The sequence below is a fragment of the Pseudomonas mediterranea CFBP 5447 genome, assembly GCF_000774145.1.
Lineage (GTDB): Bacteria > Pseudomonadota > Gammaproteobacteria > Pseudomonadales > Pseudomonadaceae > Aquipseudomonas > Aquipseudomonas mediterranea.
Genome location: NZ_KN322982.1, coordinates 150,531 through 174,115, shown reverse-complemented (window position 1 = coordinate 174,115; position 23,585 = coordinate 150,531). Strand labels below are relative to the sequence as shown.

Annotated in this window: 21 protein-coding genes; 5 read left to right on the top strand and 16 right to left on the bottom strand. The window is 61.6% G+C overall.

Going from position 1 to position 23,585, the window contains the following annotated elements:
- Nucleotides 1–110 precede the first annotated feature (110 nt).
- The 8 genes from N005_RS05045 to N005_RS05010 form a co-directional block, all read right to left on the bottom strand.
- A complete protein-coding gene (locus N005_RS05045; RefSeq protein ID WP_047699976.1) occupies nt 111–1,469 on the bottom strand; it encodes an LLM class flavin-dependent oxidoreductase in 1,359 nt (452 codons plus the stop codon).
- Complete coding sequence (locus N005_RS05040) at nt 1,469–2,662, bottom strand: SfnB family sulfur acquisition oxidoreductase (protein WP_047699974.1); 1,194 nt, start codon at nt 2,660–2,662, stop codon at nt 1,469–1,471. Before N005_RS05040 ends, N005_RS05045 begins: the two co-directional genes overlap by 1 nt.
- 23 nt (nt 2,663–2,685) lie before the next feature.
- Nucleotides 2,686–3,927, bottom strand: a complete 1,242-nt coding sequence (locus N005_RS05035) for an SfnB family sulfur acquisition oxidoreductase (protein ID WP_047699973.1) — start codon at nt 3,925–3,927, stop codon at nt 2,686–2,688.
- A gap of 347 nt (nt 3,928–4,274) precedes the next feature.
- On the bottom strand, nt 4,275–5,045 hold the full coding sequence (locus tag N005_RS05030; protein WP_047699971.1) for a hypothetical protein: 771 nt from the start codon (nt 5,043–5,045) through the stop codon (nt 4,275–4,277).
- 460 nt (nt 5,046–5,505) lie between these two features.
- A complete protein-coding gene (gene tcyN / locus N005_RS05025) occupies nt 5,506–6,267 on the bottom strand; it encodes an L-cystine ABC transporter ATP-binding protein TcyN (RefSeq protein WP_047699969.1) in 762 nt (253 codons plus the stop codon).
- 3 nt (nt 6,268–6,270) lie between these two features.
- Nucleotides 6,271–6,936, bottom strand: coding sequence for a cystine ABC transporter permease (gene tcyL / locus N005_RS05020; protein WP_047699967.1), 666 nt, complete (start codon nt 6,934–6,936; stop codon nt 6,271–6,273).
- Entirely contained in the window at nt 6,936–7,736 is an 801-nt protein-coding gene (gene tcyJ / locus N005_RS05015) for a cystine ABC transporter substrate-binding protein (RefSeq protein ID WP_047699965.1), read from the bottom strand. Before tcyJ ends, tcyL begins: the two co-directional genes overlap by 1 nt.
- 305 nt (nt 7,737–8,041) lie before the next feature.
- Nucleotides 8,042–9,034 (bottom strand): D-cysteine desulfhydrase, encoded by a 993-nt coding sequence (locus tag N005_RS05010; RefSeq protein ID WP_047699963.1) that lies wholly within the window; start codon nt 9,032–9,034, stop codon nt 8,042–8,044.
- A gap of 462 nt (nt 9,035–9,496) precedes the next feature.
- On the opposite strand from N005_RS05010, the gene betT reads away from it, so the two are divergent.
- Nucleotides 9,497–11,458 (top strand): choline transporter BetT, encoded by a 1,962-nt coding sequence (betT, locus tag N005_RS05005; RefSeq protein WP_162843624.1) that lies wholly within the window; start codon nt 9,497–9,499, stop codon nt 11,456–11,458.
- A gap of 11 nt (nt 11,459–11,469) precedes the next feature.
- On the opposite strand, the gene N005_RS05000 is transcribed toward betT, so the two are convergent.
- Nucleotides 11,470–12,210 carry an SDR family oxidoreductase gene (locus N005_RS05000; protein ID WP_047699960.1) on the bottom strand — a complete coding sequence of 247 codons (741 nt, stop codon included), beginning with the start codon at nt 12,208–12,210 and terminating at the stop codon, nt 11,470–11,472.
- A gap of 117 nt (nt 12,211–12,327) precedes the next feature.
- Between N005_RS05000 and N005_RS04995 the strand changes: the two genes are divergently transcribed.
- From N005_RS04995 to mgrA, 4 genes are all read left to right on the top strand, one after another.
- Nucleotides 12,328–13,218: a LysR family transcriptional regulator gene (locus N005_RS04995; protein WP_047699958.1), complete on the top strand. Its 891-nt coding sequence runs from the start codon at nt 12,328–12,330 to the stop codon at nt 13,216–13,218.
- Between the two features lie 130 nt (nt 13,219–13,348).
- Nucleotides 13,349–13,531, top strand: a complete 183-nt coding sequence (locus N005_RS04990; RefSeq protein ID WP_047699956.1) for a type II toxin-antitoxin system HicA family toxin — start codon at nt 13,349–13,351, stop codon at nt 13,529–13,531.
- Nucleotides 13,532–13,623: 92 nt separating this feature from the next.
- Entirely contained in the window at nt 13,624–14,025 is a 402-nt protein-coding gene (locus N005_RS04985; protein WP_047700163.1) for a type II toxin-antitoxin system HicB family antitoxin, read from the top strand.
- Nucleotides 14,026–14,087: 62 nt separating this feature from the next.
- A complete protein-coding gene (mgrA, locus tag N005_RS04980) occupies nt 14,088–15,125 on the top strand; it encodes an L-glyceraldehyde 3-phosphate reductase (protein WP_047699954.1) in 1,038 nt (345 codons plus the stop codon).
- Nucleotides 15,126–15,190: 65 nt separating this feature from the next.
- Here mgrA and tauD read toward each other — a convergent pair whose 3' ends face one another.
- The 7 genes from tauD to N005_RS04945 all read right to left on the bottom strand — a co-directional run bounded on the left by tauD (nt 15,191) and on the right by N005_RS04945 (nt 23,532).
- Nucleotides 15,191–16,033 carry a taurine dioxygenase gene (gene tauD, locus N005_RS04975; protein ID WP_047699953.1) on the bottom strand — a complete coding sequence of 281 codons (843 nt, stop codon included), beginning with the start codon at nt 16,031–16,033 and terminating at the stop codon, nt 15,191–15,193.
- A gap of 48 nt (nt 16,034–16,081) precedes the next feature.
- Nucleotides 16,082–16,921 (bottom strand): taurine ABC transporter permease TauC, encoded by an 840-nt coding sequence (tauC, locus tag N005_RS04970; protein WP_047699951.1) that lies wholly within the window; start codon nt 16,919–16,921, stop codon nt 16,082–16,084.
- Nucleotides 16,918–17,712 (bottom strand): taurine ABC transporter ATP-binding subunit, encoded by a 795-nt coding sequence (tauB, locus tag N005_RS04965; RefSeq protein ID WP_047699950.1) that lies wholly within the window; start codon nt 17,710–17,712, stop codon nt 16,918–16,920. Before tauB ends, tauC begins: the two co-directional genes overlap by 4 nt.
- A 28-nt stretch (nt 17,713–17,740) precedes the next feature.
- Nucleotides 17,741–18,718, bottom strand: coding sequence for a taurine ABC transporter substrate-binding protein (tauA, locus tag N005_RS04960; RefSeq protein ID WP_047699948.1), 978 nt, complete (start codon nt 18,716–18,718; stop codon nt 17,741–17,743).
- A gap of 253 nt (nt 18,719–18,971) precedes the next feature.
- Nucleotides 18,972–20,555, bottom strand: coding sequence for a glutamate--cysteine ligase (gene gshA / locus N005_RS04955; protein ID WP_047699947.1), 1,584 nt, complete (start codon nt 20,553–20,555; stop codon nt 18,972–18,974).
- 269 nt (nt 20,556–20,824) lie between these two features.
- Complete coding sequence (locus tag N005_RS04950; RefSeq protein WP_047699945.1) at nt 20,825–21,208, bottom strand: PaaI family thioesterase; 384 nt, start codon at nt 21,206–21,208, stop codon at nt 20,825–20,827.
- The gene (locus N005_RS04945; RefSeq protein ID WP_047699943.1) at nt 21,208–23,532 is read right to left on the bottom strand and encodes a Tex family protein; all 2,325 of its coding nucleotides are present in this window, start codon (nt 23,530–23,532) and stop codon (nt 21,208–21,210) included. Before N005_RS04945 ends, N005_RS04950 begins: the two co-directional genes overlap by 1 nt.
- Between the last annotated feature and the right edge of the window lie 53 nt (nt 23,533–23,585).

The window sequence follows — 23,585 nt, the reverse complement described above, 5'->3', positions numbered from 1 at the left end:
GGCCGCGAAGCGGACCCAAATGTTCATTGAAACTGCTTGGGAGCCTGCGTCGCAGGCGAGCGGGAGCAAGCTCCCTCGCCACAGGGCTCAGCCTGCCTCTGGTTAACAAGTCAGTGTCGGTAGTGCGAACCGGTGTGTCGCTCGGGTAAATGGGCCTCTGCCCGAAACAGCTTTTCCCGCAGGGTGCCGTGGTCATATGCAGTCTTGTACGACCCACGTCGCTGCAGCTCGGGGATCACCAAGTCGATGAAGTCCACATAGCTTTGCGGCGTGACGATGCGGGTCAGGTTGAAACCGTCGAGACCGGTTTCGGCAATCCACGACTCCAACTCGTCGGCCACCTGTTCGGCCGAACCGACCAGCGTGATGTAGCGGCCGCCCAAGGCGTGTTGTTCCAGCAGCCTGCGTCGGGTCCAGTCGTTGTTCTGCAGAATCCGCGTGGCGGACTGGATGGCATTGTTCTTCACGTACTGGATCGGCTCGTCGAGGGCGTATTCGGAAAAATCGATGCCCGTCGACGCCGAGAAATGTGCGACCCCGGCCTCGGCGCTGGCGTAGCTCAGGTACTCGGCGTGCTTGGCCCAGGCGGTTTCCTCGGTCTCGCCGACGATCACGTTCAGGCCCATGAACACCTTGATGTCCTCGGGCTTGCGTCCGCCCTGGACAGCGCTGGCGCGCACCTTGTCCACCTGGCTTCTGGTCGCCGCCTTGTTCTGTCCGCTGATGAACACGCACTCGGCGTGACGCCCGGCGAACTGCAGGCCGCGCTCCGAGCTGCCGGCCTGGAACAGCACCGGTGTGCGCTGGGGTGAAGGTTCGCAGAGGTGGTAACCCTCGACCTGATAGAACTCGCCCTGGTGTCGGACCTTATGGACTTTTTCCGGTCGGGCGTAGATCCGCTGCTGGCGATCGTTGAGTACCGCATCGTTTTCCCAACTGCCTTCCCACAATTTGTAGAGCACTTGCAGGTATTCGTCGGCCTGGTCGTAGCGGCGGTCATGCTCGACCTGCGCAGTCAGGCCCATCGCCTTGGCAGCGCTGTCCAGGTAGCCGGTGACGATGTTCCAGCCGACCCGGCCACGGCTCAGATGGTCGAGGGTGCTCATGCGACGGGCGAACAAGTACGGCGGCTCGTAGGTCAGGTTGACGGTGAGGCCGAAGCCCAGGTTCTTCGTGACGGCGGCCATCGCGCTGACCAGCAACAACGGGTCGTTGACCGGCAACTGAATCGACTCTTTCAGCGTGACGTCTACCGACTGCTGGTACACGTCGTAGACCCCGACGATATCGGCGATGAACAACCCGTCGAACAGCCCGCGTTCCAGCAGCTGTGCCAGCCCGGTCCAGTATTCGAGGGTGTTGTATTGGGTAGAAGTGTCCTGGGGATGCGTCCATAGTCCGTGATTGATGTGCCCGATGCAGTTCATGTTGAACGCGTTGAGCAGGATCTTTTTCTTGCCGAGCGCCATCAGATGGTCCCCCGCAGCGGCGGCTTCTCATCGTTGAGATAGAAGTTGCCCACCGCGTGGTATTTCCAGCGCACCGGGTCATGCAGCGTGTGCACCCGGGCATTGCGCCAATGGCGGTCCAGGCCATGCTCGGCCAGGGTTGCCTGGCTGCCGGCCAGCTCGAACAGTGTGCTGCTGGTGGCCAGGGAAATTTCGCTGCTGATGGCGCGAGCTTCGGCCACGGCAATCGATGCGGCGGCGACCGTTTCGGCGTTGGTGTCGGCCTGGGCCCGGTCGAGAAATTCTCCGGCCCTTTCCAGCAGCGCTTCGGCGGCATGCAGGCGGCTGCTCAGTTGGCCAAAACTCTTGAGCGTGTGTGGATCGTCGGTGGCGACGTCGCTGGTGGCGTCGATCCATGGTCGGGTTTTGCTGCGGACAAACTGCAGGGCATCTTCATAGGCGGCGCGGGCGATGCCGGTGTCGATGGCGGCATGAAGAATCTGCGCCAGTGGCCCTACCGGCGTCGGCCGCTCGAAGGCGCTCTGGAATGGCACGACGTCTGCGGCGGCAACATACACGTCTTCGAACACCACCGAACCGCTGCCGGTGGTGCGCTGGCCGAAACCGCTCCAGTCATCGATGACCGTCAGGCCCTGGCTGTCGCGCGACACGAATGCCAGTTGCTGCACGCCGTTTTCATCCACCACGGCAGTGGGGATGCGCTGGGCATAGAGCGCACCGGTGGCGTAGAACTTGCGACCGTCGATGCGATAGCCGTCGCCGTCGCGGCGCAGTCGAGTGGTGCGGTGGTGGGCGGTTTGGGTGCCCAGTTCCGCCAGGGCGTTGCCGAACCGCTGGCCGGCCAGCACCTCGGCGTACAAACGCTGTTTCTGCGCCTCACTGGCGTTGACCCGCAGCACTTCCACGGCATAGAAATGATTTTGCGGAATCTGCCCGAGAGATCCGTCGGCCTCGGCGGTCAACGCAATGACTTTGGCCAGGGTGACGTTGGAAACGCCCGCGCCGCCATAGGCCTTGGGCACGCTGATGCCCCACAAGCCGGAACGTGAGAATGCCTCCAGCTCCGGGTGCGGCAGGCGACGTTCGCGGTCGCGCAGGGCGCTGTCGCGTTTGAATTCATCGGCCAGGTCGCTGGCGATGACCAGGGCTTGTTCATCGCTGGTGATCACCGCGACGTGTTGGGAAAGCGTCATGTGCTGCTCCAGAGGTCGGGTGGTCAGATCCAGGAATGCCGGGCCGGCAAGGTGCCGTTCAGGTGATAGGCACCTATCGCGTGATACTTCCAGCGCACCGGGTCGTGCAGGGTATGGACGCGTGCATTGCGCCAATGACGGTCGAGGTTGAATTCAGCGAGGGTGGCGCGGCTGCCGGCCAGCTCGAACAGCTTTTCGCTGGCCAGCAGAGCGATCTCGGTGCTCAGTACCTTGGCTTCGGCCACGGCTATCGAGGCCCGGGCGGCGGACTGTGCGGTGATGGGCGCGGCGCTGACCTGATCCAACACCCGACCGGCCTTGCGCAGCAGTGCTTCGGCGGCGTGCAGGTCGATTTTCAGCTTGCCGATTTCGGCGATCACATACAGGTCGTCGCTGGCCCGTTCGACCTTGGCGTCGATGGAAGGGCGGGAGCGCTCGCGCACGAAGGCAATGGTGTCGTCGATGGCGCCTCGGGCAATGCCCGCATCGATGGCGGCCTGGATCAATTGCGAGATCGCGCCTTGCACGTTTGGCGTGCCGTTGATGCGCCAGTTGTCCAACACCAGCTCGGCATCCACGCGCACGTTGTTCAGCAGCACGGTGCCGCTGGCGGTGGTGCGCTGACCGAACCCCGACCAGTCGTCGACGATGCGCAGGCCCGGTGTGCCGCGTCGCACGAAGGCCAGCACCTGCCGACCCTCGTCGTCCAGGGCCTTGACCGCCACCCAGTGGGCGAACAGTGCGCCGGTGGAGTAGAACTTCTGGCCGTTGATGACAAAACCGCGGCTGTCGGCGCTGATTCGCGCCTTGAGTTCCAGGGTATTACGAGTGCCCCGCTCCGGCCCGGCGTTGCCGATGCGCCAGCCTTCGAGCACGCTGTTCAGAAGGATTTCTTTCTGCCGTTCGGTACCCGTGCCGAGAATCAATTGGATTACACCGAACTGGTTCTGCGGAATCTGCCCGAGGGCCGGGTCGGCAGCGGAAATGATCGAGAAGACTTCGGCAAGGGTGACGAACGAGACCTGCGGCCCACCGTATTCTCGAGGGACAGCGATACTGCCGAGCCCGCTGCGGGTGAATTGCTCGATCTCGGACCAAGGCAGCTTGCGCTGTTGATCCCTTCGTGCGGCCTGTTGGCGGGCAACCTGTGCCAACTCTCGTGCGGCCTGGATCGCTTCGGCATCGTTGCGCAGCACCTGGGCGGGCAACAATGGGGGGGAGACGTCCAGATCGCTCTGGACCTTTGCTTGCGCCAGACCAGACATCACAGCCGCTCCATGGCTGTTGGCAGCGCCTGGGCGTTCTGCACCGGGGTGATTGTGTTCCGTACCATACCCACCTCACATCTCAAGAAAATCAGGAATGTCCGGTGGTCCGGTGTATATACCCTAAACGGATGTATATTCTTTTTGAACTAACGTTTAGGAATATGCATAGGTGAGATTCAGCACGTGACTGGTGTGCTTGCTTCATCGAGGCGACTTCTGTGGCGAGGGAGCTAGCTCCCGCTTGGGTGCGTAGCGCCCATGGGGAAAAGAAGGGCCGCTGCGCGACCCAGCGGGAGCTAGCTCCCTCGCCACAGGGGCATTGGAGTCAGAGGGAATTACTTGTATCAAGGCCTTCTACGCCGCGGTTCGGCGGCCATGAGCGCTTCTTTCGGCGGCGTTTTCAAATAGGACCTGGCACACCCTATCGTCAGCGTCCGGGGCGGCGCCCAATGGGAGTTGTTGCCCACACGATCAAGGATGCAGTAGGTCACCTCCAGGCGCAGGTCTTCCCCTGCCTCCAGAATGACCTCCGGGGGGACCCAGACATTGATCGGCTGGCCCACTTCACCGGATTTGATCCGGGGCAGGTCCATGCGCACATCGCCCCAGCGCAAGGTGATTGCATCGTCGACAGCCATGTTCAGGTAGGGCTCGATGGTCAGCGGGACGCCGCGTTTGATCTGGCTCGGGTTCACCCCCTGGCGACGGATGGCGTCCGGAATACGCACCGGTGCCAGCCCCTGGTTTTCATCGCCACTCGAGGCCGCCGGTTGGCCGCCGGGGCAGTCGAGTTTGACTTGTACCCGATGCGTTGCCGACAGCGCGGGCCCGCGCCCGACCCGCATCACTCGATAATGGATGCGCGAGGTCCCGTTGACGATGAAGCTCTCCGGTACACGCAACGTGACACTGGCTTGTGTGTCCGCCTCGGTCAGCAGGCGCGAGCCGACGTAGCAGTTGTCCCAGAACAGTTCGATCAAGTCACCGGCGTTCATGCCGGGATAAGGGGCGATGAGCACTTCCAGGCGGGCGGCACCGGTGATGTTGATACCGCTACGGCCGGCATTGGCCAGGGCGGGGGCGGCGAGTTCCGGGATAGTTGACGTACATGTCATGGTGATCTCCTTGATGCTGAAAAACGAAGTCCGTTTCTGAAAGAGCAAAGGCGTTGATATACGCGACTATTTTATTGTGCAGTCTTGAATGCTGTTTCTACGGTTATCGCTGCGTACAACTAAATAGTGTGCGTCGCCTGTTGGTCTAGATACGGGCTCGACAGTTTCAGTGTCAATAGAGGTGGTTGCTTATCGGTGGACTGAGTAGTTCTTCAGAAATGTCCTACGTTATGAAGTTAAAAATACACAGCGCGAATCGCCTTTTGCCTCGGCTTGAAAGCGTGGCCGAAGGTTTGTGAGGCAAGAGCCGGCGGAGAGGTTAGCGCGAAGGGAAGTGTTACGAGAGGTATGTATATACCGCACGTCAATTCATTGAAGACGTTAAGCGGGTTACAGGTTGCTGGTTTGCTTTCAAGTCGACAGCCCCTTCCATCCCTGGAAGTAAGCCTTTATCGATAAGTTACTGCGCGCCGGGACCGGCCGAGAGAAACTTGCTGAGAAATTGCCGGGTGCGTTCTTCCCTGGGCGCTGCGAACATTGCCTTGGCTTCACCTTGTTCGACGATTACGCCCTTGTCGAAAAATACCACGCGGTTCGCCACGTCACGGGCAAAGCTCATTTCATGGGTCACGATGACCATGGTGCGTTTTTCTTCGGCCAGGCCGCGAATGGTCGCCAGGACTTCTCCGACCAGTTCCGGGTCCAGCGCCGAGGTCGGTTCGTCGAACAGGATCACCTGGGGCTCCATCGCCAATGCCCGGGCAATCGCCACCCGTTGTTGCTGACCGCCGGAGAGGCGCCGTGGATAGGCGTCCTCCTTGCCGGCCAGGCCGACCTTGGCCAACAGCTTGCGGCCCAGGGTCTCGGCATCGGCACGTGGGGTCTTCTTCACCACCAGCGGTCCCTCGATGACATTCTCCAGGGCCGTGCGATGGGGAAACAGATTGAAGTTCTGGAACACAAAGCCCACCTGCTGGCGCAGACGACGCACCAAGCCCTGTTGCTGGTTCAACGGGCGGCTGCCATCGATTTCGATGTCACCGACCTTGATCCGGCCGCTGCTGGGTTCTTCGAGGAAATTCAGGCAGCGCAGGAAGGTGGTCTTGCCCGAACCGCTGGGACCGATGATGGCAACGACTTCGCCTTCCTCGACCCGCAGGTCGATACCGTTGAGCACCGTCTGACCCTTGAATTGTTTGGTCAGCTTTTCAACCACGATCATGCTTCAAGACTCCTGCTCATGCCGGTTGACCCGCGCTTCCAGACGGTTTTGCACATGGGCCAGGGCGCTCACGAGGATCCAGTAGATCAACGCGGCGGACAGGTACATGGCGAAAATTTCAAAGGTCCGCGCGGAAACCAACTGCGCCTGGCGGAGCAGTTCCGGCACCTGGATGGTGGCTGCCAGCGAGGTGTCCTTGACCAGCGACGTGAAACTGTTCCCCAAGGGCGGCAGGGCCGTGCGCATGGCTTGCGGCAGGATGGCCCGGCGCAATGTCTGCACGCGGGTCATGCCGATGCTGGCAGCCGCCTCCCACTGGCCGCGCTCGATGGAGCTGATGGCGGCCCGCAGGGTTTCACAGATGTAGGCCGCCATGTTCAACGAGAGGCCGATCAGCGCTGCGGGTATCGGGTCCAGTTCGATGCCCACTTGTGGCAGGCCGTAGTACATCATGAACAATTGGACCAGCAACGGCGTGCCGCGGAAGAACGAGACGTAGACCCGGGCGAACCAGCTCACCAGTTTGAAGCGCGACAAGCGCATCAAGGCCAGGCCAAACCCGAGCAGGAAGCCGAAGAACATTCCGCCCAGGCTGAGGGCGACCGTGAAGTACACGCCCTGAAGCAAAAAGGGCGTGGAACTGAGGACGAGTTGGAGCTTTGCTTCCATTATTGAGTGACGTCAGCGTTGAAGTATTTCTCGGACAGCTTCTTCAAGGTGCCGTCGGCGCGCAGCTTATCGATGGCTTTGTTGACCGCCGCCAGCAGCTCGGGTTCGCCTTTACGCAGGGTCACACCGGCTTCCTGACGGGAGAAGGCATCGCCGGCAACCGCGGTGTCCGGGGCTTTTTTCGCCAGTTCGAAGGCGGCCAGGCGGTCCACCAGGATGGCGTCGATACGGCCGATACGCAGGTCCTGGTATTTGGTCGGATCATCTTCGTAGGTACGGATGTCCGCCTTGGGCACGTTGTCCTTGAGCCACTGTTCATAGTTGGTGCCCAGGCCTACACCGACCTTCTTGCCAGCCAGGTCGGCGGCGGCCCTGATGTTGAGTTTTTCTTCGTTCTTCTTCAGTACCAGCGCCTGGATACCGGAGACGGTGTAGGGCTCGGAGAAGTCGTACTTTTTCTTGCGCTCTTCGGAAATGGTGACCTGGTTGATCACCGCGTCCAGGCGCTTGGATTCCAGCGCAGCCAGGATGCCATCCCATTTAGTGGCTTGCAGCTTCACCTTCACGCCCAGCTCCTTGGCCAGGGCTTCGGAAAACTCCACTTCGAAACCGGCCAGCTTGCCGTCGGCATCGACGAAGCTGAACGGTGGATAAGTGCCTTCCAGGCCGACGTTGATCACGCCCGCATCCTTGATTTTTTGCAGTTGCTCACCGGCAACTGCTTGCCCCAGCAGGCCCGCGCTCAATGCCAGGCCCAGCGAACCGACCAACAGGTTGCGACGTAATGCGGAAAAATTCATGACAAGCCCCTGTGTTTTCTTATGAAGACGTACTGGATTAGAAGGTGTAGCCGTGATCTGGAAGACTGCCACATCCTGCCTTAAAGCGGCGTGCGCGTCGCGTGGCAAATAAGCCAGCGGGCACGACTATAGGGTGGCTTTGATAGATTGGAAAATAATATTAAATCATCTACATATTCCGTAATGGAGCAACTCTCTGTGGGAGCGAGCCTGCTCGCGAGAGCGGTAGGTCAGTCAGCTGCTATTTGACTGAAACACCGCCATCGCGAGCAGGCTCGCTCCCACAGGAAGGGGCTCTCGCTTCTTCAGAACGCGGTGTCGTAGGCAAACAACGCCGGGGCCCCGCCGGTGTGCAGGAAGATGATCGGCCCTTCGTCGAAACGGTCGCGGCCGATGCCGTCGAGCAGACCGGCCATGGCCTTGCCGGTGTAGACCGGATCCAGTAACAGGCCTTCGAGACTGGCCAGCAGCTTGACCGCCGCCAGCGTACCGGCATTCGGCTCGCCATAGCGCGGGGCGAAATACTCATCCCACAGGTTCACCTTGAAAGCCTCCGGAAGCGCTACTTCAAGCAACTGGGCGACGCGTTCGGCCAGCCCCTGGACCTTCGGGAACTGGTCTTCCTCGCTGCGTGAAACCGTTACGCCAATCACTGGAAGTTGCGGCAGGGTTTCGCTCAAGGCCAGGGCCAGGCCGCTGTGGGTGCCGGCGCTGCCCGAGGCCAGCACCACGGCGGCGAAATCCAGGCCGGTGTCCTTGATCTGCTCGGCCAGCTCCAGGCCGGCGCGCACGTACCCCAATGCACCCAAGGCGTTTGAGCCTCCGATCGGCACCAGGTAGGGTTTCTTGCCGTTGTTGCGCAGTCGGGCAGCCAGGGCCTGCAGTTGCTCGTCGGCGTTATCCAGGTTTTCCACCAGTTCGACCTTGGCGTCGAACAGCTCCAGCAATAATCGATTGCCATTGCCCAGGTAATTGGCGTCCTCGGTGCCGATGGGGTTTTCCAGCAGCGCCACGCAACCCAGGCCCAGCCTGGCGGCCAGTGCAGCGGTCTGGCGCACATGGTTGGACTGGATCGCACCGGCGGTAATCAGGGTGTCGGCTCCCTGGGCCAAGGCGTCGGCTGCGAGATATTCGAGCTTGCGCAGTTTGTTGCCGCCCAGGGCCAGGGGCGTCAGGTCGTCGCGCTTGATGTAGAGGTCGCGACCGAGCCAGGTGGAGAGGCGTTCGAGTTTTTCCAGCGGTGTCGGATGGCCGAGCAGGTCAAGGCGGTTAAAGCGGGACAACTGTTGTTTGATCATGAGTCCGTACTGGTTGTAGGCAATGCCTGGACTATAGGCACGCCGATATTCACGGGCAACCCCGTGACCAGATCGGAGTGGGGGACGGAGCCCCTTGTGGGAGCGAGCCTGCTCGCGATAGCGGTGTACCTGCTAAATACAATGTGTCTGACAGACCGCTATCGCGAGCAGGCTCGCTCCCACAGGGTCTTTGTTTATTTGGAACCTATGGTGCCCCACTGAGCGAATGCAGGCGAAGCGGCGTCATCTATGTGGGACACGGACCGCCGAGCCCGGCGATTAGTCCTTAGCTGCCTATTCATGTTTAAATTGAACGCTCATTCAAGTTAAACCATCGGTTTGCTGCCCGCTCACAACAGGAGGCTTGCCTTTGCCGAGTCCGTTATCGACTGTCACGGTTTCCCACATCGGGGTGCTTCGCTCATGAGTGTCTCGTCCCTTCCATCCAGCGGCCTGGTCCGCATGAATCCGCCGGTGTTCTACTTCGCGGCGACCTTTATCCTGTTGTTCGGTCTGGTGGTGATCGCCATGCCCGAGCAAGCCGGCGCATGGCTGTTGGCGGCACAGAACTGGGCGGCCAACACGGTCGGCTGGTATTACCTGCTGGCGATGGCTTTGTATCTGGTCTTCGTGGTGGTCACCGCCTTGTCCGGCTACGGCAAGATCAAGCTCGGCGCCGACCACGACGAGCCCGAATTCAGTTACCTGTCCTGGGCCGGCATGTTGTTCGCCGCCGGGATCAGCATCACCCTGTTCTTCTTTTGCGTCTCCGAGCCGCTGACCCATCTGGCGCAGCCACCCCAGGGCGAGGCCGGAACCGCCGATGCGGCGCGCCAGGCCATGCAGATCCTGTTCCTGCATTGGGGCCTGCACGGCTGGGGCGTATTCGCGTTCGTCGGCATGGCCCTGGCTTACTTTGCCTACCGGCATAACCTGCCGCTGGCGCTACGTTCGGCGTTGTATCCGCTGATCGGCAAACGCATCAATGGCCCCATCGGCTATGCCGTCGACGGCTTCGGCATCATCGCGACCGTGTTCGGCCTCGGCGCCGACATGGGGTTTGGGGTCCTGCACCTCAATTCCGGTCTCGATTACCTGCTGGGGATTCCTCATACCCAATGGATTCAGATCGGCCTGATCGCGCTGATGATGGGGGCGGCGATCGTCGTGGCGGTGGCCGGCGTCGATAAAGGCGTGCGGGTCATGTCCGACATCAACATGCTGCTGGCCTGCGCGCTGTTGCTGTTCGTGCTGTTCGCCGGGCCTACCCAGCATTTGCTCAACACCCTGATCCAGAACGTGGGCGATTACCTCGGCGCCTTGCCGATGAAGAGCTTCGATCTGTATGCCTACGACAAACCCAGCGACTGGCTGGGGGGCTGGACGGTGTTCTATTGGGCCTGGTGGATCGCCTGGTCGCCGTTCGTGGGGCTGTTTATCGCGCGGATATCCCGTGGTCGGACCATCCGTGAATTCGTGTTCGGCGTGTTGCTGATTCCCTTGGGTTTCACCCTCGCGTGGATGTCGATCTTTGGCAACAGCGCCATCGACCAGGTGCTCAACCACGGCATGAGCGCCCTGGGCCTGTCAGCCCTGGACAATCCGTCGATGAGTCTTTATCTGCTGCTGGAAACCTACCCGTGGAGCAAGACGGTCATCGCGGTCACGGTGTTCATCAGCTTCGTGTTCTTTGTCACCTCTGCCGACTCCGGCACCGTGGTGCTTTCAACGCTCTCGGCCAAGGGCGGCAACCCCGATGAGGACGGGCCGAAATGGCTGCGGGTGTTCTGGGGGGCGATGACCGCGCTGGTGACCAGCGCGCTGTTGTTCTCCGGCAGCATCGATGCGTTGAAATCGGCGGTTGTGCTGACTTCGTTGCCGTTTTCGCTGATCCTGTTGTTGATGATGTGGGGCCTGCACAAGGCGTTTCACCTCGAGTCCCAGAAACAGATCGCGCAATTGCATTCCCTGGCGCCGGTGTCAGGTTCGCGGCGAGGCAAGGGCGGCTGGCGCCAACGCTTGAGCCAGGCGCTGCATTTCCCGTCCCGCGACGAGGTCTATCGCTTCCTCGACACCACGGTGCGTCCGGCGGTCGAAGAAGTGAAGGCGGTGTTCGCCGAGAAGGGGCTGACGGTGATGACCCAGCCAGATCCGGCCAACGATAGCGTCAGCCTGGAAATCGGCCATGGCGAGCAGCACCCGTTCATCTACCAGGTGCAGATGCGCGGCTACTTCACGCCCTCCTTTGCCCGGGGCGGCATGGGCTCCAAGCAGATCAACAACCGTCGTTACTACCGTGCCGAGGTACATTTGAGCGAGGGCAGCCAGGACTACGACCTGGTGGGCTATACCAAGGAGCAGGTCATCAACGACATCCTCGATCAGTACGAACGGCACATGCAGTTCCTGCATCTGGTGCGCTGACCGGGGGCGTCTCAGACAAGTCCGCCGTTGGCCCGCAGGATCTGGCCATTCACCCAGCCGGCGGCCGGGCTTACCAGGAAGGACAGGATGCTGGCGATGTCCTCCGGCTGACCGAGGCGCTCCAGGGGCGGCATCTTGGCGTACTGCTGGATCTGTTCCTCGCTTTTGCCATGCATGAACAGTTCGGTCGCCACCGGGCCGGGGGCGATGGCGTTGACGGTGATCTGGCGGCCGCGCAGCTCTTTGGCGAATACCTGGGTCAGCGATTCCACCGCCGCCTTGCTGGCGATGTACACCGAATAGCCAGGCAGGTTCAGGCCAACGGTGCTGCTGGAAAAGTTTACGATGCGGCCGCCATCGTTCAGGCGGGTCGCGGCTTCGCGCAAGGTGTTGAACGTGCCCCGGGTGTTGATCGCGAAGGTCTGGTCGAACAGTTCGTCGCTGTGTTGTGCCAGGGGCATCACCTGCAGGATCCCGGCGTTGTTGATCAGTACATCGACCTTGCCCAGCTGCGCCTCCGTCTCATCGAACATTCGGCGAACGTCGGCGGCAGAAGACACGTCGGCCTTGATCGCTATGGCCCGGTGACCGGCCTGGCGCAGTTGCACCACCAGTTTCGAGGCTTCGGTAGCGCTGTTGGCGTAGTTGACGGCGACAGCGAAGCCGTCATGGGCCAGCTGTTTGGCGATTTCAGCGCCGATACCACGAGAGGCTCCGGTGACGATGGCTACTTTGGCGTTTTGAGTCGACATGGCTGTTTCCTTCGTTGAGTGGAGTGACGCCAGATTCACATGTTTACTCAGCCCGATAAATGCACGAGAGTTGCCTTGACTGTTCAATAATCATCAACAATCAGGACGCGCCGATCCATGGATCAAATCAAGGCGATGAAGGTCTTCGTACGTATCTACGAGCGCAGCAGTTTTACCCTGGCCGCCGATGACCTGAACCTGCCCCGTGCCACGCTGACTCATACCCTCAATCAATTCGAAGCCTGGCTGGGGGTACGCCTGCTGGAACGCAGCACCCGCAAGGTGCGGCCGACGCTGGACGGCGAGGCCTATTACCCGCGTTGTGTGCAATTGCTGGCGGAGCTGGAAGAGGCCGAGCTGGCGTTTCGCAGCGTGGCGCCCAAGGGGCGGCTGCGGGTGGACTTGCACGGAACCCTGGCCCGGCATTTCGTGATCCCGGCACTGCCGCAGTTCATGGCCCGTTATCCCGATATCGAGTTGTCCATCAGCGAGGCCGATCGTTTCGTCGACTTGATCAGCGAAGGGATCGATTGCGTGCTGCGGGCCGGCACGCTGGGGGATTCATCATTGATTGGCCGGCGTGTCGCCACCCTGCGCCAGATCACCTGCGCCAGCCCCGCCTATTTGCGCCAGTACGGCGAACCGAAAAACCTCGACGACCTGAGCCGGCACCGGGCGGTGAACTACGTGTCGCGCACCACCGCCAAACAATATCCGTTCGAGTTCATGGTTGAAGGCGAACTCAAGGAAGTGGCTATCGAGGGTGCGCTCTCGGTGTTCGGTGCCGAAATCTACGCGGCCTCGGCCATCGCCGGCCTGGGCCTGATCCAATGCCCGCACTATCGGATGGAAACGCAGATCCAGCAGGGCCTGGTTCAGGAAATCCTCATCGACACCCCTCCGCCACCCATGCCGATATCGGTGCTCTACCCGCACAACCGCCACCTTTCGCCACGGGTGCGGGTGTTTGTGGATTGGGTGACGGAGGTGTTTGCCGGGGCGCAATGACGGGGTGGCCGTGCTGGATGAATTTGCTGGAGAGATGAGCTAGTATTTTTTCAAAGTGTGTATTGTGTGTATCGACGGCGCTTTTCGCAGCTAGAGTGGTTTCGCAGAGCTGTTGGAAAAGGCAAAGGTGATGCGAAGTCGGGAAATGATCAGGAAGATCGAAGAAGACGGTTGGTATCTGGTGGCAGTGAAGGGTAGTCACCATCAGTACAAACATTCCGTCAAAACCGGAAGGGTGACAATCAAGCATCCTGATTCGGATCTGCCGAGGGGCACGATCAATAGCATATTGAAACAGGCGGGCCTGAAATGAGGTCCGAGGCCGATTACGAAAATCCCCTGCGGGATGCATTGTTATCAGACCGGTTGCTGCAATTGCCGGATCTGGAGGAAGGATTCAATCAAATGAAATTTCCGGTCGTTCTGCACAAGGATGCCGATTCCGAATACGGAGTGACGGTTCCGGATGTTCCGGGCTGCTTCTCCGCAGGCAGTACGGTGGCGCAGGCATTCGAAAACGTGAAGGAAGCGCTGTCGTTGCACTATGAGGGGTTGGTGGCAGACGGCGAGCCACTGCCGCAAATCCATGAAGTCGACGACCATCTCGACAACCCCGAGTACGCCGGGGGGATTTGGGGTGTGGTTGAGTTTGATGTGACGCCCTATTTTGGAAAGTCAGTGCGATTCAATGCGACGTTGCCCGAGCAGTTGCTTGAGCGCATCGACCAGACCGTAAGGAAGGATCAGCGCTACCGATCGCGCTCCGGTTTCCTGGCGGCGGCGGCCTTGCGCGAACTTTCGACCTGAACGATGCGTCTGTGAAATGTTAGTTTCTGCCATTCGCATCGTCCCCGAACAGAGAGCCTTCGATGACCTACATCGCTGCTGAAAATCGCTACGAGTCCATTCCCTATCGCCGCGTTGGTCGCAGCGGCCTGGTATTGCCGGCGTTGTCGCTGGGGTTGTGGCACAACTTCGGCGACAGCACGCCGATAGACACCCAGCGTGCCTTGCTGCGCACGGCGTTTGACCTGGGCATCAACCACTTCGACCTGGCGAACAACTACGGCCCGCCCTATGGCAGTGCCGAGATCAATTTCGGTCGGTTGTTGCGTGAAGATTTCAAGCACTACCGCGACGAGTTGATCATCTCCAGCAAGGCCGGTTGGGACATGTGGCCCGGACCGTATGGCCAGGGTGGCGGGTCGCGCAAATACGTACTGGCCAGCCTCGACCAGAGCCTGCAACGGCTGGGGCTCGATTATGTGGATATTTTTTATTCCCACCGCTTCGATCCGGACACCCCGCTGGAAGAAACCGCCAGTGCCCTGGCGACGGCGGTGCAACAAGGCAAGGCGTTGTACGTCGGGATTTCTTCCTATTCCGGGGTGAAGACCCGGGAAATGGCGGCGCTGCTCAAGGAGTGGAAAATTCCTCTGCTGATCCACCAGCCGGCCTACAACCTGCTTAACCGCTGGGTGGAAAAAGACCTACTGGACGCTACCGACGAATTGGGTACCGGCGTGATCGCCTTTACCCCACTGGCCCAGGGGCTGCTCACGGACAAGTACCTCAAGGGTATTCCGTCCGATGCTCGGGTCAATCGTCCGGGTGGCGGTTCGCTGCAGGCTTCGCACTTGTCGGAGGAAAACATCGCCCACGTGCGCGCCCTCAACGAGATCGCCCGGCGACGCGGTCAAAGCCTGGCGCAAATGGCCCTGGCCTGGACCCTGCGCGATCCACGGGTCACGTCGGCCCTGATCGGCGCCAGCCGCCCGGAGCAGATCGTCGAAAACGTCGGGGCGCTGGAGAACCTGAGTTTCAGTGCCGAGGAACTGGCGGAGATCGATCGGTTCGCCCAGGAGGGCGGTATCAATCTCTGGGAGAAGCCTTCGACGGCGGAGTAATTCCCAAGTCTGAACACAGACTCTGTGGCGAGGGAGCAAGCTCCCTCGCCACATAGGATTGTGGATTATTCGAAGAACGGCACATCTCCCAGCACCGTCGCCCGGTGCATCACGCGTCGGGCAGGACGGTAGTCGTCCACGGCGAAATGCTGGGTGACGCGGTTGTCCCAGAACGCTACGTCATTGACCTGCCAGCGCCAGCGGAGGGTGAATTCCGGACGGGTGGCGTGGGCGAACAGCAGCTTCAGGATGGCTTCGCTTTCGGTTTCGGACAGCTCATTGATGCGGGTGGTAAAACCTTCATTGACGAACAGCGACCGGCGCCCGCTTACCGGGTGAGTGCGAACCACCGGATGGGGCAGCGGTGGGTTTTTCCGTCGTGCTTCTTCCCAACGAGCCTGGTCCGCGGCGGTATGACCAAAGCGTTCCAAAGGAAAGGAACGAGTGAAATCGTGGGTGGCCGTCAGGCCCTGCAGCAGACTTTTCAACGGTGCCGACAAGGCTTCGTAAGCCGCGATGCCGCTGGCCCATAACGTATCGCCACCGAACGCCGGCAGCAGCTTGGCGCTGAGCACCGCGCCCATGGCCGGGGTCGGCAGGAAGGTCACGTCGGTATGCCAGACGGCGTTGTCGCGTACGTCGGTAACGGCCGTGTCGAGCACCAGCACTTCGGGCTGCTCAGGCACATTCGGGTAGATGGGATGGATATGCAGGTCGCCAAAGCAGGCGGCGAAACGTGCCTGCTGGGCTGGGTCGATGGGCTGGTCCCGAAAGAACAGCACCTGGTGTTCAAGCAAGGCCTGCTCAATGAATCTGCGCTGCTCGACGCTCAGCGGCTGGCTGATGTCGACACCGCTGATCTGCGCGCCGAGGGCGATGCTCAAAGGCGTGATGGTCGGGCTGTTCATCGTTGTTTTCCCTGGTTGGAGCGCCGGATGTCGGCGTGGTCATTGAACTCAATGGGCCTGGCCATGCCACGGCACCAGTTTGCGTTGCACAGCACGCAAGCTCATTTCCATGGCGAAGGCGATGAGTGCGATGACCAGGATCCCCAGCACCACCACATCGGTGACCAGAAACTGCGCTGCTGACTGCACCATGAAACCCAGGCCGCTGGTGGCGGCGATCAGTTCGGCGGCCACCAGTGTCGACCAGCCCACACCCAGGCCGATACGAATGCCGGTGAGAATGTCGGGCAGGGCGCTGGGCAGGATCACATGGCGAATCAACTGTGCCGGGGTTGCGCCAAGGGATTGCGCGGCCCGTACCTTGGCCGGGTCGACCGTGCGTACGCCGGTGGCGGTGGCGATGGCAATCGGGGCGAAAATCGCCAGGTAGATCAGCAGCACCTTCGACAACTCGCCGATGCCGCACCAGATCACGATCAGCGGCAGGTAGGCCAGCGGCGGAATCGGCCGATAGAACTCGATCAATGGATCTAACACGCCCCGGGCGATACGGCTGGAGCCGATGGCAATGCCCACCGGCACCGCCGTCAGCACGGCCAGCAACAGGCCCAGGCCGATCCGTCCGAGGCTCGCGCCCAGGTGCTGCCAGAGCGTGGCATCCATGTAGCCGCTGGTCGCCAGCAGCCAGCCTTTTTGCAGCACGGCGGAAGGCGAGGGCAGGAACAACGGTTCGACCAGCCCGCTCGCCGTCACCACCCACCACAGGACCAGCAGCGTGATCAGGGTCAGGCCGCTGATCCATCGCGTACTCATGGGACGCCGGAAGCGCCGGGCTGGATCTCTGGCAAGGGTTTCGCTGGCCACCGCCGGGATTTCATAGCTGCTCATACGGGCTCCTGGTGTCGGGTGGCACTGCGTTGGGCGAATACTTTGGCAAGCACGTGTTCACGGATGTCGATGAAGCGCGGGTCGGACTTGATCGACCGCGCTGACTCTCCGGCCCGGTAGCGCTGGCTGAAATCCAGGTGCAGTCGTTCGACTATCCGTCCCGGGTTGGGCGCCAGCAGGATAAGTTCGGTGGCGAGGAACACGGCTTCTTCAATGTCATGGGTGATCAGGAACACCGGTTTGGCAGTGCGTTGCCAGACCTGCAACAACAACTCCTGCATCTGTTCACGGGTGAAGGCATCGAGGGCGCCGAAGGGCTCGTCCATCAGCAGCACGCGTGGGTCGGCCGCCAGCGCCCGGGCGAGGCCGACGCGCTGCTTCTGGCCCCCGGAAAGCTGCCAGACACGGCGTTGCTCGAAGCCGGCCAGGCCCACCAGGGCGAGCATCTCCCGGGCGCGGGTTTCCCGTGGTTCCCTGGCGACCCCGGCCAGTTCCAGGCCGAACCCGACGTTTGCCAGCACATCCTGCCAAGGCAGCAACGCGTCGTCCTGGAACACCACGCCGCGTTCGGCACCGGGCCCCGAGACCTGCACGCCGTCCAGGGTGATCTGCCCGGCGCTGGGCTCGACGAATCCGGCGATCAGGTTCAGCAGCGAGGTCTTGCCGCTGCCGGACGGCCCAAGGGCAACCAGCAGTTGCTGCGGCCCCAGGGTCAGTGAAATGTCCGTCAACACGGCTTCCGACGCCCCGGGATACTGTGCGCCGATGCGCTCCAGCTTTAACAAGGCCATTGCGGTGACTCCCTTTTTTCTTGGCGAATCAGTGAGCGATGTATTTGGCGCTGACGTAGGGGGCGTAGTCGGGCAGGACCGCTTCCACCTTGCCTTGCTCCTTGAGAAACGCAGCGGTATTGGTGATGGCCTGGGTGGTCGGTGCGCCGAGGCTCGCGATCTGGTCGGCCGCCAGCGGGTACACGTTGCCTTGCAGCAACAGCGGGATGTCGCTGGCCTTGGCACCGGAGAGCTTCACCAGCTTGTCGATGTTGGCCGTGTCCGCCAGCCAGGCTTGCGGGTCCTTGCGGTACTGGGCGTAGGCATCCAGGGTGACTTTGGCGAAGGCGGTGACGATTTCAGGGTGCTTCTGGGCGAAGTCCTTGCGCACGATCCAGGCATCGAAGGTCGGTGCGCCGAATTTGGCCAGCTCCGCCGAAGTGATCAGCACCGTGCCGTTTTCCTTGGCCACGCCCAGGGCCGGGTCCCAGACATAGGTGGCATCGATGTCGCCACGCTTCCAGGCGGCGATGATCGCCGGTGGCGCGAGGTTGAGTACGGTGACTTTCGACGGGTCGATGCCCCAATGCTTCAACGCGGCGAGCAGGCTGTAGTGACCGGTGGAAACGAACGGGACGGCGATCTTCTTGCCGATCAGGTCCTGCGGGGTCTTGATCCCGGCACCGTTGCGGGCTACCAGGGCCTCGGCAGCGCCGATCTGGGTGGCGATGAGGAAGGTTTCCACCGGAACCTTGCGTGTGATGGCAGCGGTCAGCGGGCTGGAACCGAGGTAGCCGATCTGCACGTCGCCCGAGGCGATGGCCGTGATGACGTCGGCGCCGTTGTCGAATTTGCGCCAGTCGATGCTGGCCTGGGTGGCTTTTTCATAGGCGCCGTCGGCCTGGGCGACTTTGGCCGGGTCGACGGTGGTCTGGTAGGCGACGGTCAGGTCGGCGGCTTGGGTAAACAGACTCGCGGCAGCCAGGGAGGCGGCTGCGAGAAGGCGAAGGGGGAAACTCAAAGTCATGGGAGAACTCCTCAACAGGCCGCCGGGTATTCGGCGTTGAAGGAGACTAAATGATCTAAGAATTCAAAAATAAATAACTTTTTCGCATGAGCTTATCAGCGAAAAAGTTGATCGCCGGGGGAGCGGTCGAGGCCTTTGTGGCGAAGCAGCTTGCTCCCGCTCGGCTGCTCAGCAGTCGTAAGGCAACGGGCCTGCTGCGCAGGCCAGCGGGAGCAAGCTCCCTCGCCACACTGACTGGCTCGACAAGTGCGATCTAGTTACTGATCGCCAGGATGCTCGCCTGGTACGAACCCACGAACACGTCGAAATCGCCCACTTCGTTCTGTTCCAGCTCGGCTTGCTGGGCCAGGGATTCGCGAGCGGAAGCTTCGAATGCGGCCTGTTCCTTGGCCGGCAATGGTTCGGCACGGAAGAACTCGGCGTGGGCCTTGCTCTGGCGCAGGGAGAACTGGGCGAAGCTTTCCTGATGTTCCGCCATGGCCGCCAGGACCTGCGCGGATGGGGTCAGGGATGGGTCCCGGACCTTCGCCAGTTGTGCATCCAGGGCCTGGCGGTGAGCATCGCCCCCGTGGCTCTGGTCGAGCAACGATGCCAGCGGTGCGATCTGCTCCAGCAATTCGATGGCCCATGCTTGCATGTCCACCGATTGGCCCTGGCGTTGCAGTTGCAAGCCCGGCTTGCGGCCTTCCTTGACCACGGTCAGGAAGTTGTCCGTGGCATTGCCGCATTCGCTGCTTTCGAACAACGGGCTCTCGTTGAGGCCGCAATACAGCAGGAACGCATCGAGGAAACGGGACTCGGTGACGTCGATGCCCAATGGCAGGAACGGGTTGATGTCCAGGCAGCGCACTTCGACGTACTGGATGCCCCGGGCCATCAAGGCCTGGATCGGACGTTCGCCGGTGTAGGTCACCCGCTTGGGACGAATGTTGGAGTAGTACTCGTTTTCGATCTGCAGGATGTTGGTGTTGAGCTGCACCCACTCGCCGTTCCGATGCGTGCCGACTTCGACATACGGTGCATAAGGCGTCGCCACCGCCTTGCGCAGGCTGTCGGTGTAGCTCGCCAGGTCGTTGTAGCACGGCGTCAGGCCGGCCTGGGCGTTGCTCTGGTAACCCAGGTCGCTCATGCGCAGGCTGGTGGCGTAGGGCAGGTACAGCGTGTCCGGGTCCAGTTGTTCCAACTGGTGCGGGCGACCTCGCAGGAAACCGGCGTCCAGGGCCGGCGAGGCACCGAACAGGTACATCAGCAGCCAGCTGTAGCGACGGAAATTACGGATCAGCGCGATGTAGGCCAGCGACTGGAAATCACGGTCGCTGACGTCTGCCGCCTCGGCCTGGCGGAGCAGCGGCCAGAGTTTTTCCGGCAGGGAAAAGTTGTAGTGGATCCCGGCGATGCATTGCATGGTCTTGCCGTAGCGCAGGGCCAGGCCCTGGCGGTAGACGTACTTGAGCCGACCGATGTTCGAGGTGCCGTAGTACGCGATGGGGATCTCTTCTTCCGCGGGCAGCGGGCACGGCATCGACGGACTCCACAGGTACTCGTCACCGAGTTTGCTGTAGACAAACCGGTGGATCCTGTCGAGGCTGCTCAGGGTATCGGCCGGGTCTGCCAGGGCCGGGGTGATGAACTCCAGCAGCGACTCGGAATAGTCGGTGGTGATCTGCTCGTTGGTCAGCGCCGAGCCCAGGGCTTCGGGATGCGGGGTCAACGCCAGGCGCCCGCTGTCCGTGACACGCAGGCATTCACGTTCGATACCGTGCAGGCACTGCTCGAGCAGGGAGAGGTTGGCGCGCTCGCCGAGCAGGGCCAGGCGGCGGTTTAAGAGGTCGCTCAAGTTGAATTCCTTCACGCGTCAGTCGCCCCAATATGGGGGTGGGCAAGGCGCTCTACAAGGGTGAAGTTGAAACTGGCGTTATCGCCTGGTTTTGTACGGCCAAGAACGGATCACCGCAGACCCTTGTGGGAGCGAGCCTGCTCGCGATTGCGGTGAATCAGCTGCGTTGATGCGACTGACACACCGTTATCGCGAGCAGGCTCGCTCCCACAGGGGGTTGCGACGCTGTTTCTGTTGCACCGAAATTAACCCAAATCGACGACCGGGAGCTATAGGACAGCGAAGGTGCCTTGTGCTTTTGCGACCAGCTTGTCGCCCTGGGTCACTTCAGCCTCGACCACCAGCGTGCGCCGTCCCGGGTGGAGGACCCGGGCCGTGCACAGCACCTCGCCGTCGGACACGGCGCGAATGTAGTTGATCTTGCATTCGATGGTTGCGCTCTGTTGATCAAAGCCATGGACACTGGAACAAGCCAGGCCCATGGCGATGTCCACCAGGCTGAACAACGCGCCGCCGTGCAGCTTGCCGCCACGGTTGCGCAACGGCGGCTCCAGGGCCAGGGCGACTTGCGCCACCCCGTCCCCCAGACTGTGCAGGCGGCAGCCGAGCAGCTTGAAGAACGCGCTTTCCACCAACCCGGCCGGCGCGTCCATCAGCGTTTCTTCAGCTGCTTGGCGTTGGCGAACAGCGAGGCCATGGCATTGTTGGCCGGAGCCGCCGTGGCGGTTTCCTTGCGCGGCGCGGTGTTTTGCGACTGGCGCGGCGCCGAGCCTGGACGAGGGCCACGGGCACCGTCGACTTTCTCGCCGGGGGTGTCGCTCATGCGCATCGACAGGCCGACGCGTTTGCGCGGGATGTCGACTTCCATGACCTTCACTTTCACCACGTCACCGGCCTTCACGGCTTCGCGCGGGTCCTTGATGAACTTCTCCGACAATGCCGAGATGTGCACCAGGCCGTCCTGATGCACGCCGATGTCGACGAACGCCCCGAAGTTGGTGACGTTGGTCACCACGCCTTCCAGGATCATGCCGGGTTGCAGGTCCTTGAGGTCTTCGACGCCTTCCTGGAACTCGGCGGTCTTGAACTCGGGACGTGGGTCACGGCCCGGCTTCTCCAGTTCCTGCAGGATGTCGGTGACGGTGGGCAGGCCGAAGGTTTCGTCGGTGAACTTCTTCGGATCCAGGCGCTTGAGGAACGAGGCGTCACCGATCAGCGAACGGATGTCGCGATCGGTCTGGGCGGCGATGCGTTGCACCAGCGGGTAGGCTTCGGGGTGGACGGCCGACGAATCCAGCGGGTTGTCGCCGTTCATGACGCGCAGGAAGCCGGCGGCCTGTTCGAAGGTTTTCTCCCCCAGGCGCGGGACTTTCTTCAACGCGGCGCGGGTCTTGAAGGCGCCGTGCTCATCGCGATGGGTCACGATGTTCTGCGCCAGCGTAGCGTTGAGGCCCGAGATCCGTGCCAACAGCGCCACCGAAGCGGTGTTCACGTCCACGCCCACGGCGTTTACGCAGTCTTCCACCACGGCGTCCAGGCCGCGGGCCAGTTTCAACTGGGACACGTCATGCTGGTACTGGCCGACACCGATGGATTTCGGATCGATCTTCACCAGCTCCGCCAGCGGATCCTGCAGGCGACGGGCAATCGATACCGCGCCACGGATCGACACGTCCAGGTCCGGGAACTCCTTGGACGCCAGTTCCGAGGCCGAATAAACAGAGGCGCCAGCCTCGGACACCATGACCTTGGTCATTTTCATGGCCGGGTACTTCTTGATCAACTCGGCAGCCAGTTTGTCCGTTTCACGGCTGGCGGTGCCGTTGCCGATGGCGATCAGGTCGACCGAATGCTTGGCGCACAGGGCCGCGAGCACCGCGAGGGTCTGGTCCCATTTATTGTGCGGGACGTGGGGATAGACCGTCGCGTGGTCCAGCAGCTTGCCGGTGGAGTCCACCACCGCCACCTTGCAGCCGGTACGCAGGCCAGGGTCCAGGCCCAACGTGGCGCGTGGGCCGGCCGGTGCCGCCAGCAGCAGGTCGTGCAGGTTGTGGGCGAAGACGTTGATCGCCTCGGTCTCGGCGTTGTCCCGCAGTTCGCCCAACAGGTCGGTTTCCAGGTGGGTATAGAGCTTGACCTTCCAGGTCCAGCGCACCACCTCTGCCAACCATTTGTCGGCGGCGCGGTTCTGGTTCTGGATGCCGAACTGCTGGCCGATCATGCCTTCGCAGGGGTGCATGGTGCCGGGCAATTCATCGCCGACTTTCAGCGCGGAGCTGAGGATGCCTTCGTTGCGGCCACGGAAAATCGCCAGGGCGCGGTGGGACGGCACGCTCTTGAGCGGTTCGTCGTGCTCGAAGTAATCCCGGAACTTCGCCCCTTCCTCTTCCTTGCCTGCAATCACACGAGCACTGAGGATGGCTTCCTGTTTCAGGAAGTTGCGCAGCTTTTCCAGCAGGTTGGCGTCTTCGGCGAAGCGCTCCATGAGGATGTACTTGGCGCCTTCCAACGCTGCTTTCACGTCTGCCACGCCTTTTTCGGCATCGACGAAACGTGCGGCTTCGGCTTCAGGCGCCAGGGTCGGGTCGTTGAACAGCCCGTCGGCCAGTTCGCCAAGCCCGGCTTCCAGGGCGATCTGGCCCTTGGTGCGGCGCTTCTGTTTGTAGGGCAGGTACAAGTCTTCGAGACGGGTCTTGGTGTCTGCCAACTTGATGTCGCGTTCGAGCGCCGGGGTCAGCTTGCCCTGTTCCTGGATGCTGGTCAGGATGCTGATACGCCGTTCGTCGAGTTCACGCAGATAGCGCAGGCGCTCTTCCAGATGACGCAATTGAGTGTCATCGAGGCTGCCGGTCACTTCTTTCCGGTAACGGGCGATAAAAGGCACCGTGGAGCCTTCATCGAGTAGCGCGACGGCCGCTTCGACCTGTTGCGGGCGTACGCCGAGTTCCTCGGCGATGCGGCTGTTGATGCTGTCCATAAAACCACCTGACAAATGATGAAATCAGGCCCGCCGGCGCAGAACAGGGCTCG

Coding starts and splice junctions, on each gene's coding strand:
- N005_RS05030 (WP_047699971.1), bottom strand. CDS start 5,045: ATGACATGTACGTCAACTATCCCGGAACTCGCCGCCCCCGCCCTGGCC.
- N005_RS05010 (WP_047699963.1), bottom strand. CDS start 9,034: ATGATCAAACAACAGTTGTCCCGCTTTAACCGCCTTGACCTGCTCGGC.
- tcyL (WP_047699967.1), bottom strand. CDS start 6,936: ATGGAAGCAAAGCTCCAACTCGTCCTCAGTTCCACGCCCTTTTTGCTT.
- tauD (WP_047699953.1), bottom strand. CDS start 16,033: ATGAACAGCCCGACCATCACGCCTTTGAGCATCGCCCTCGGCGCGCAG.
- N005_RS04990 (WP_047699956.1), top strand. CDS start 13,349: ATGCGAAGTCGGGAAATGATCAGGAAGATCGAAGAAGACGGTTGGTAT.
- N005_RS04945 (WP_047699943.1), bottom strand. CDS start 23,532: ATGGACAGCATCAACAGCCGCATCGCCGAGGAACTCGGCGTACGCCCG.
- N005_RS04950 (WP_047699945.1), bottom strand. CDS start 21,208: ATGGACGCGCCGGCCGGGTTGGTGGAAAGCGCGTTCTTCAAGCTGCTC.
- N005_RS04995 (WP_047699958.1), top strand. CDS start 12,328: ATGGATCAAATCAAGGCGATGAAGGTCTTCGTACGTATCTACGAGCGC.
- tauB (WP_047699950.1), bottom strand. CDS start 17,712: ATGGCCTTGTTAAAGCTGGAGCGCATCGGCGCACAGTATCCCGGGGCG.
- tauA (WP_047699948.1), bottom strand. CDS start 18,718: ATGACTTTGAGTTTCCCCCTTCGCCTTCTCGCAGCCGCCTCCCTGGCT.
- N005_RS04985 (WP_047700163.1), top strand. CDS start 13,624: ATGAAATTTCCGGTCGTTCTGCACAAGGATGCCGATTCCGAATACGGA.
- N005_RS05040 (WP_047699974.1), bottom strand. CDS start 2,662: ATGACGCTTTCCCAACACGTCGCGGTGATCACCAGCGATGAACAAGCC.
- N005_RS05045 (WP_047699976.1), bottom strand. CDS start 1,469: ATGGCGCTCGGCAAGAAAAAGATCCTGCTCAACGCGTTCAACATGAAC.
- tcyN (WP_047699969.1), bottom strand. CDS start 6,267: ATGATCGTGGTTGAAAAGCTGACCAAACAATTCAAGGGTCAGACGGTG.
- tauC (WP_047699951.1), bottom strand. CDS start 16,921: ATGAGCAGCTATGAAATCCCGGCGGTGGCCAGCGAAACCCTTGCCAGA.
- mgrA (WP_047699954.1), top strand. CDS start 14,088: ATGACCTACATCGCTGCTGAAAATCGCTACGAGTCCATTCCCTATCGC.
- N005_RS05035 (WP_047699973.1), bottom strand. CDS start 3,927: ATGTCTGGTCTGGCGCAAGCAAAGGTCCAGAGCGATCTGGACGTCTCC.
- tcyJ (WP_047699965.1), bottom strand. CDS start 7,736: ATGAATTTTTCCGCATTACGTCGCAACCTGTTGGTCGGTTCGCTGGGC.
- N005_RS05000 (WP_047699960.1), bottom strand. CDS start 12,210: ATGTCGACTCAAAACGCCAAAGTAGCCATCGTCACCGGAGCCTCTCGT.
- betT (WP_162843624.1), top strand. CDS start 9,497: ATGAATCCGCCGGTGTTCTACTTCGCGGCGACCTTTATCCTGTTGTTC.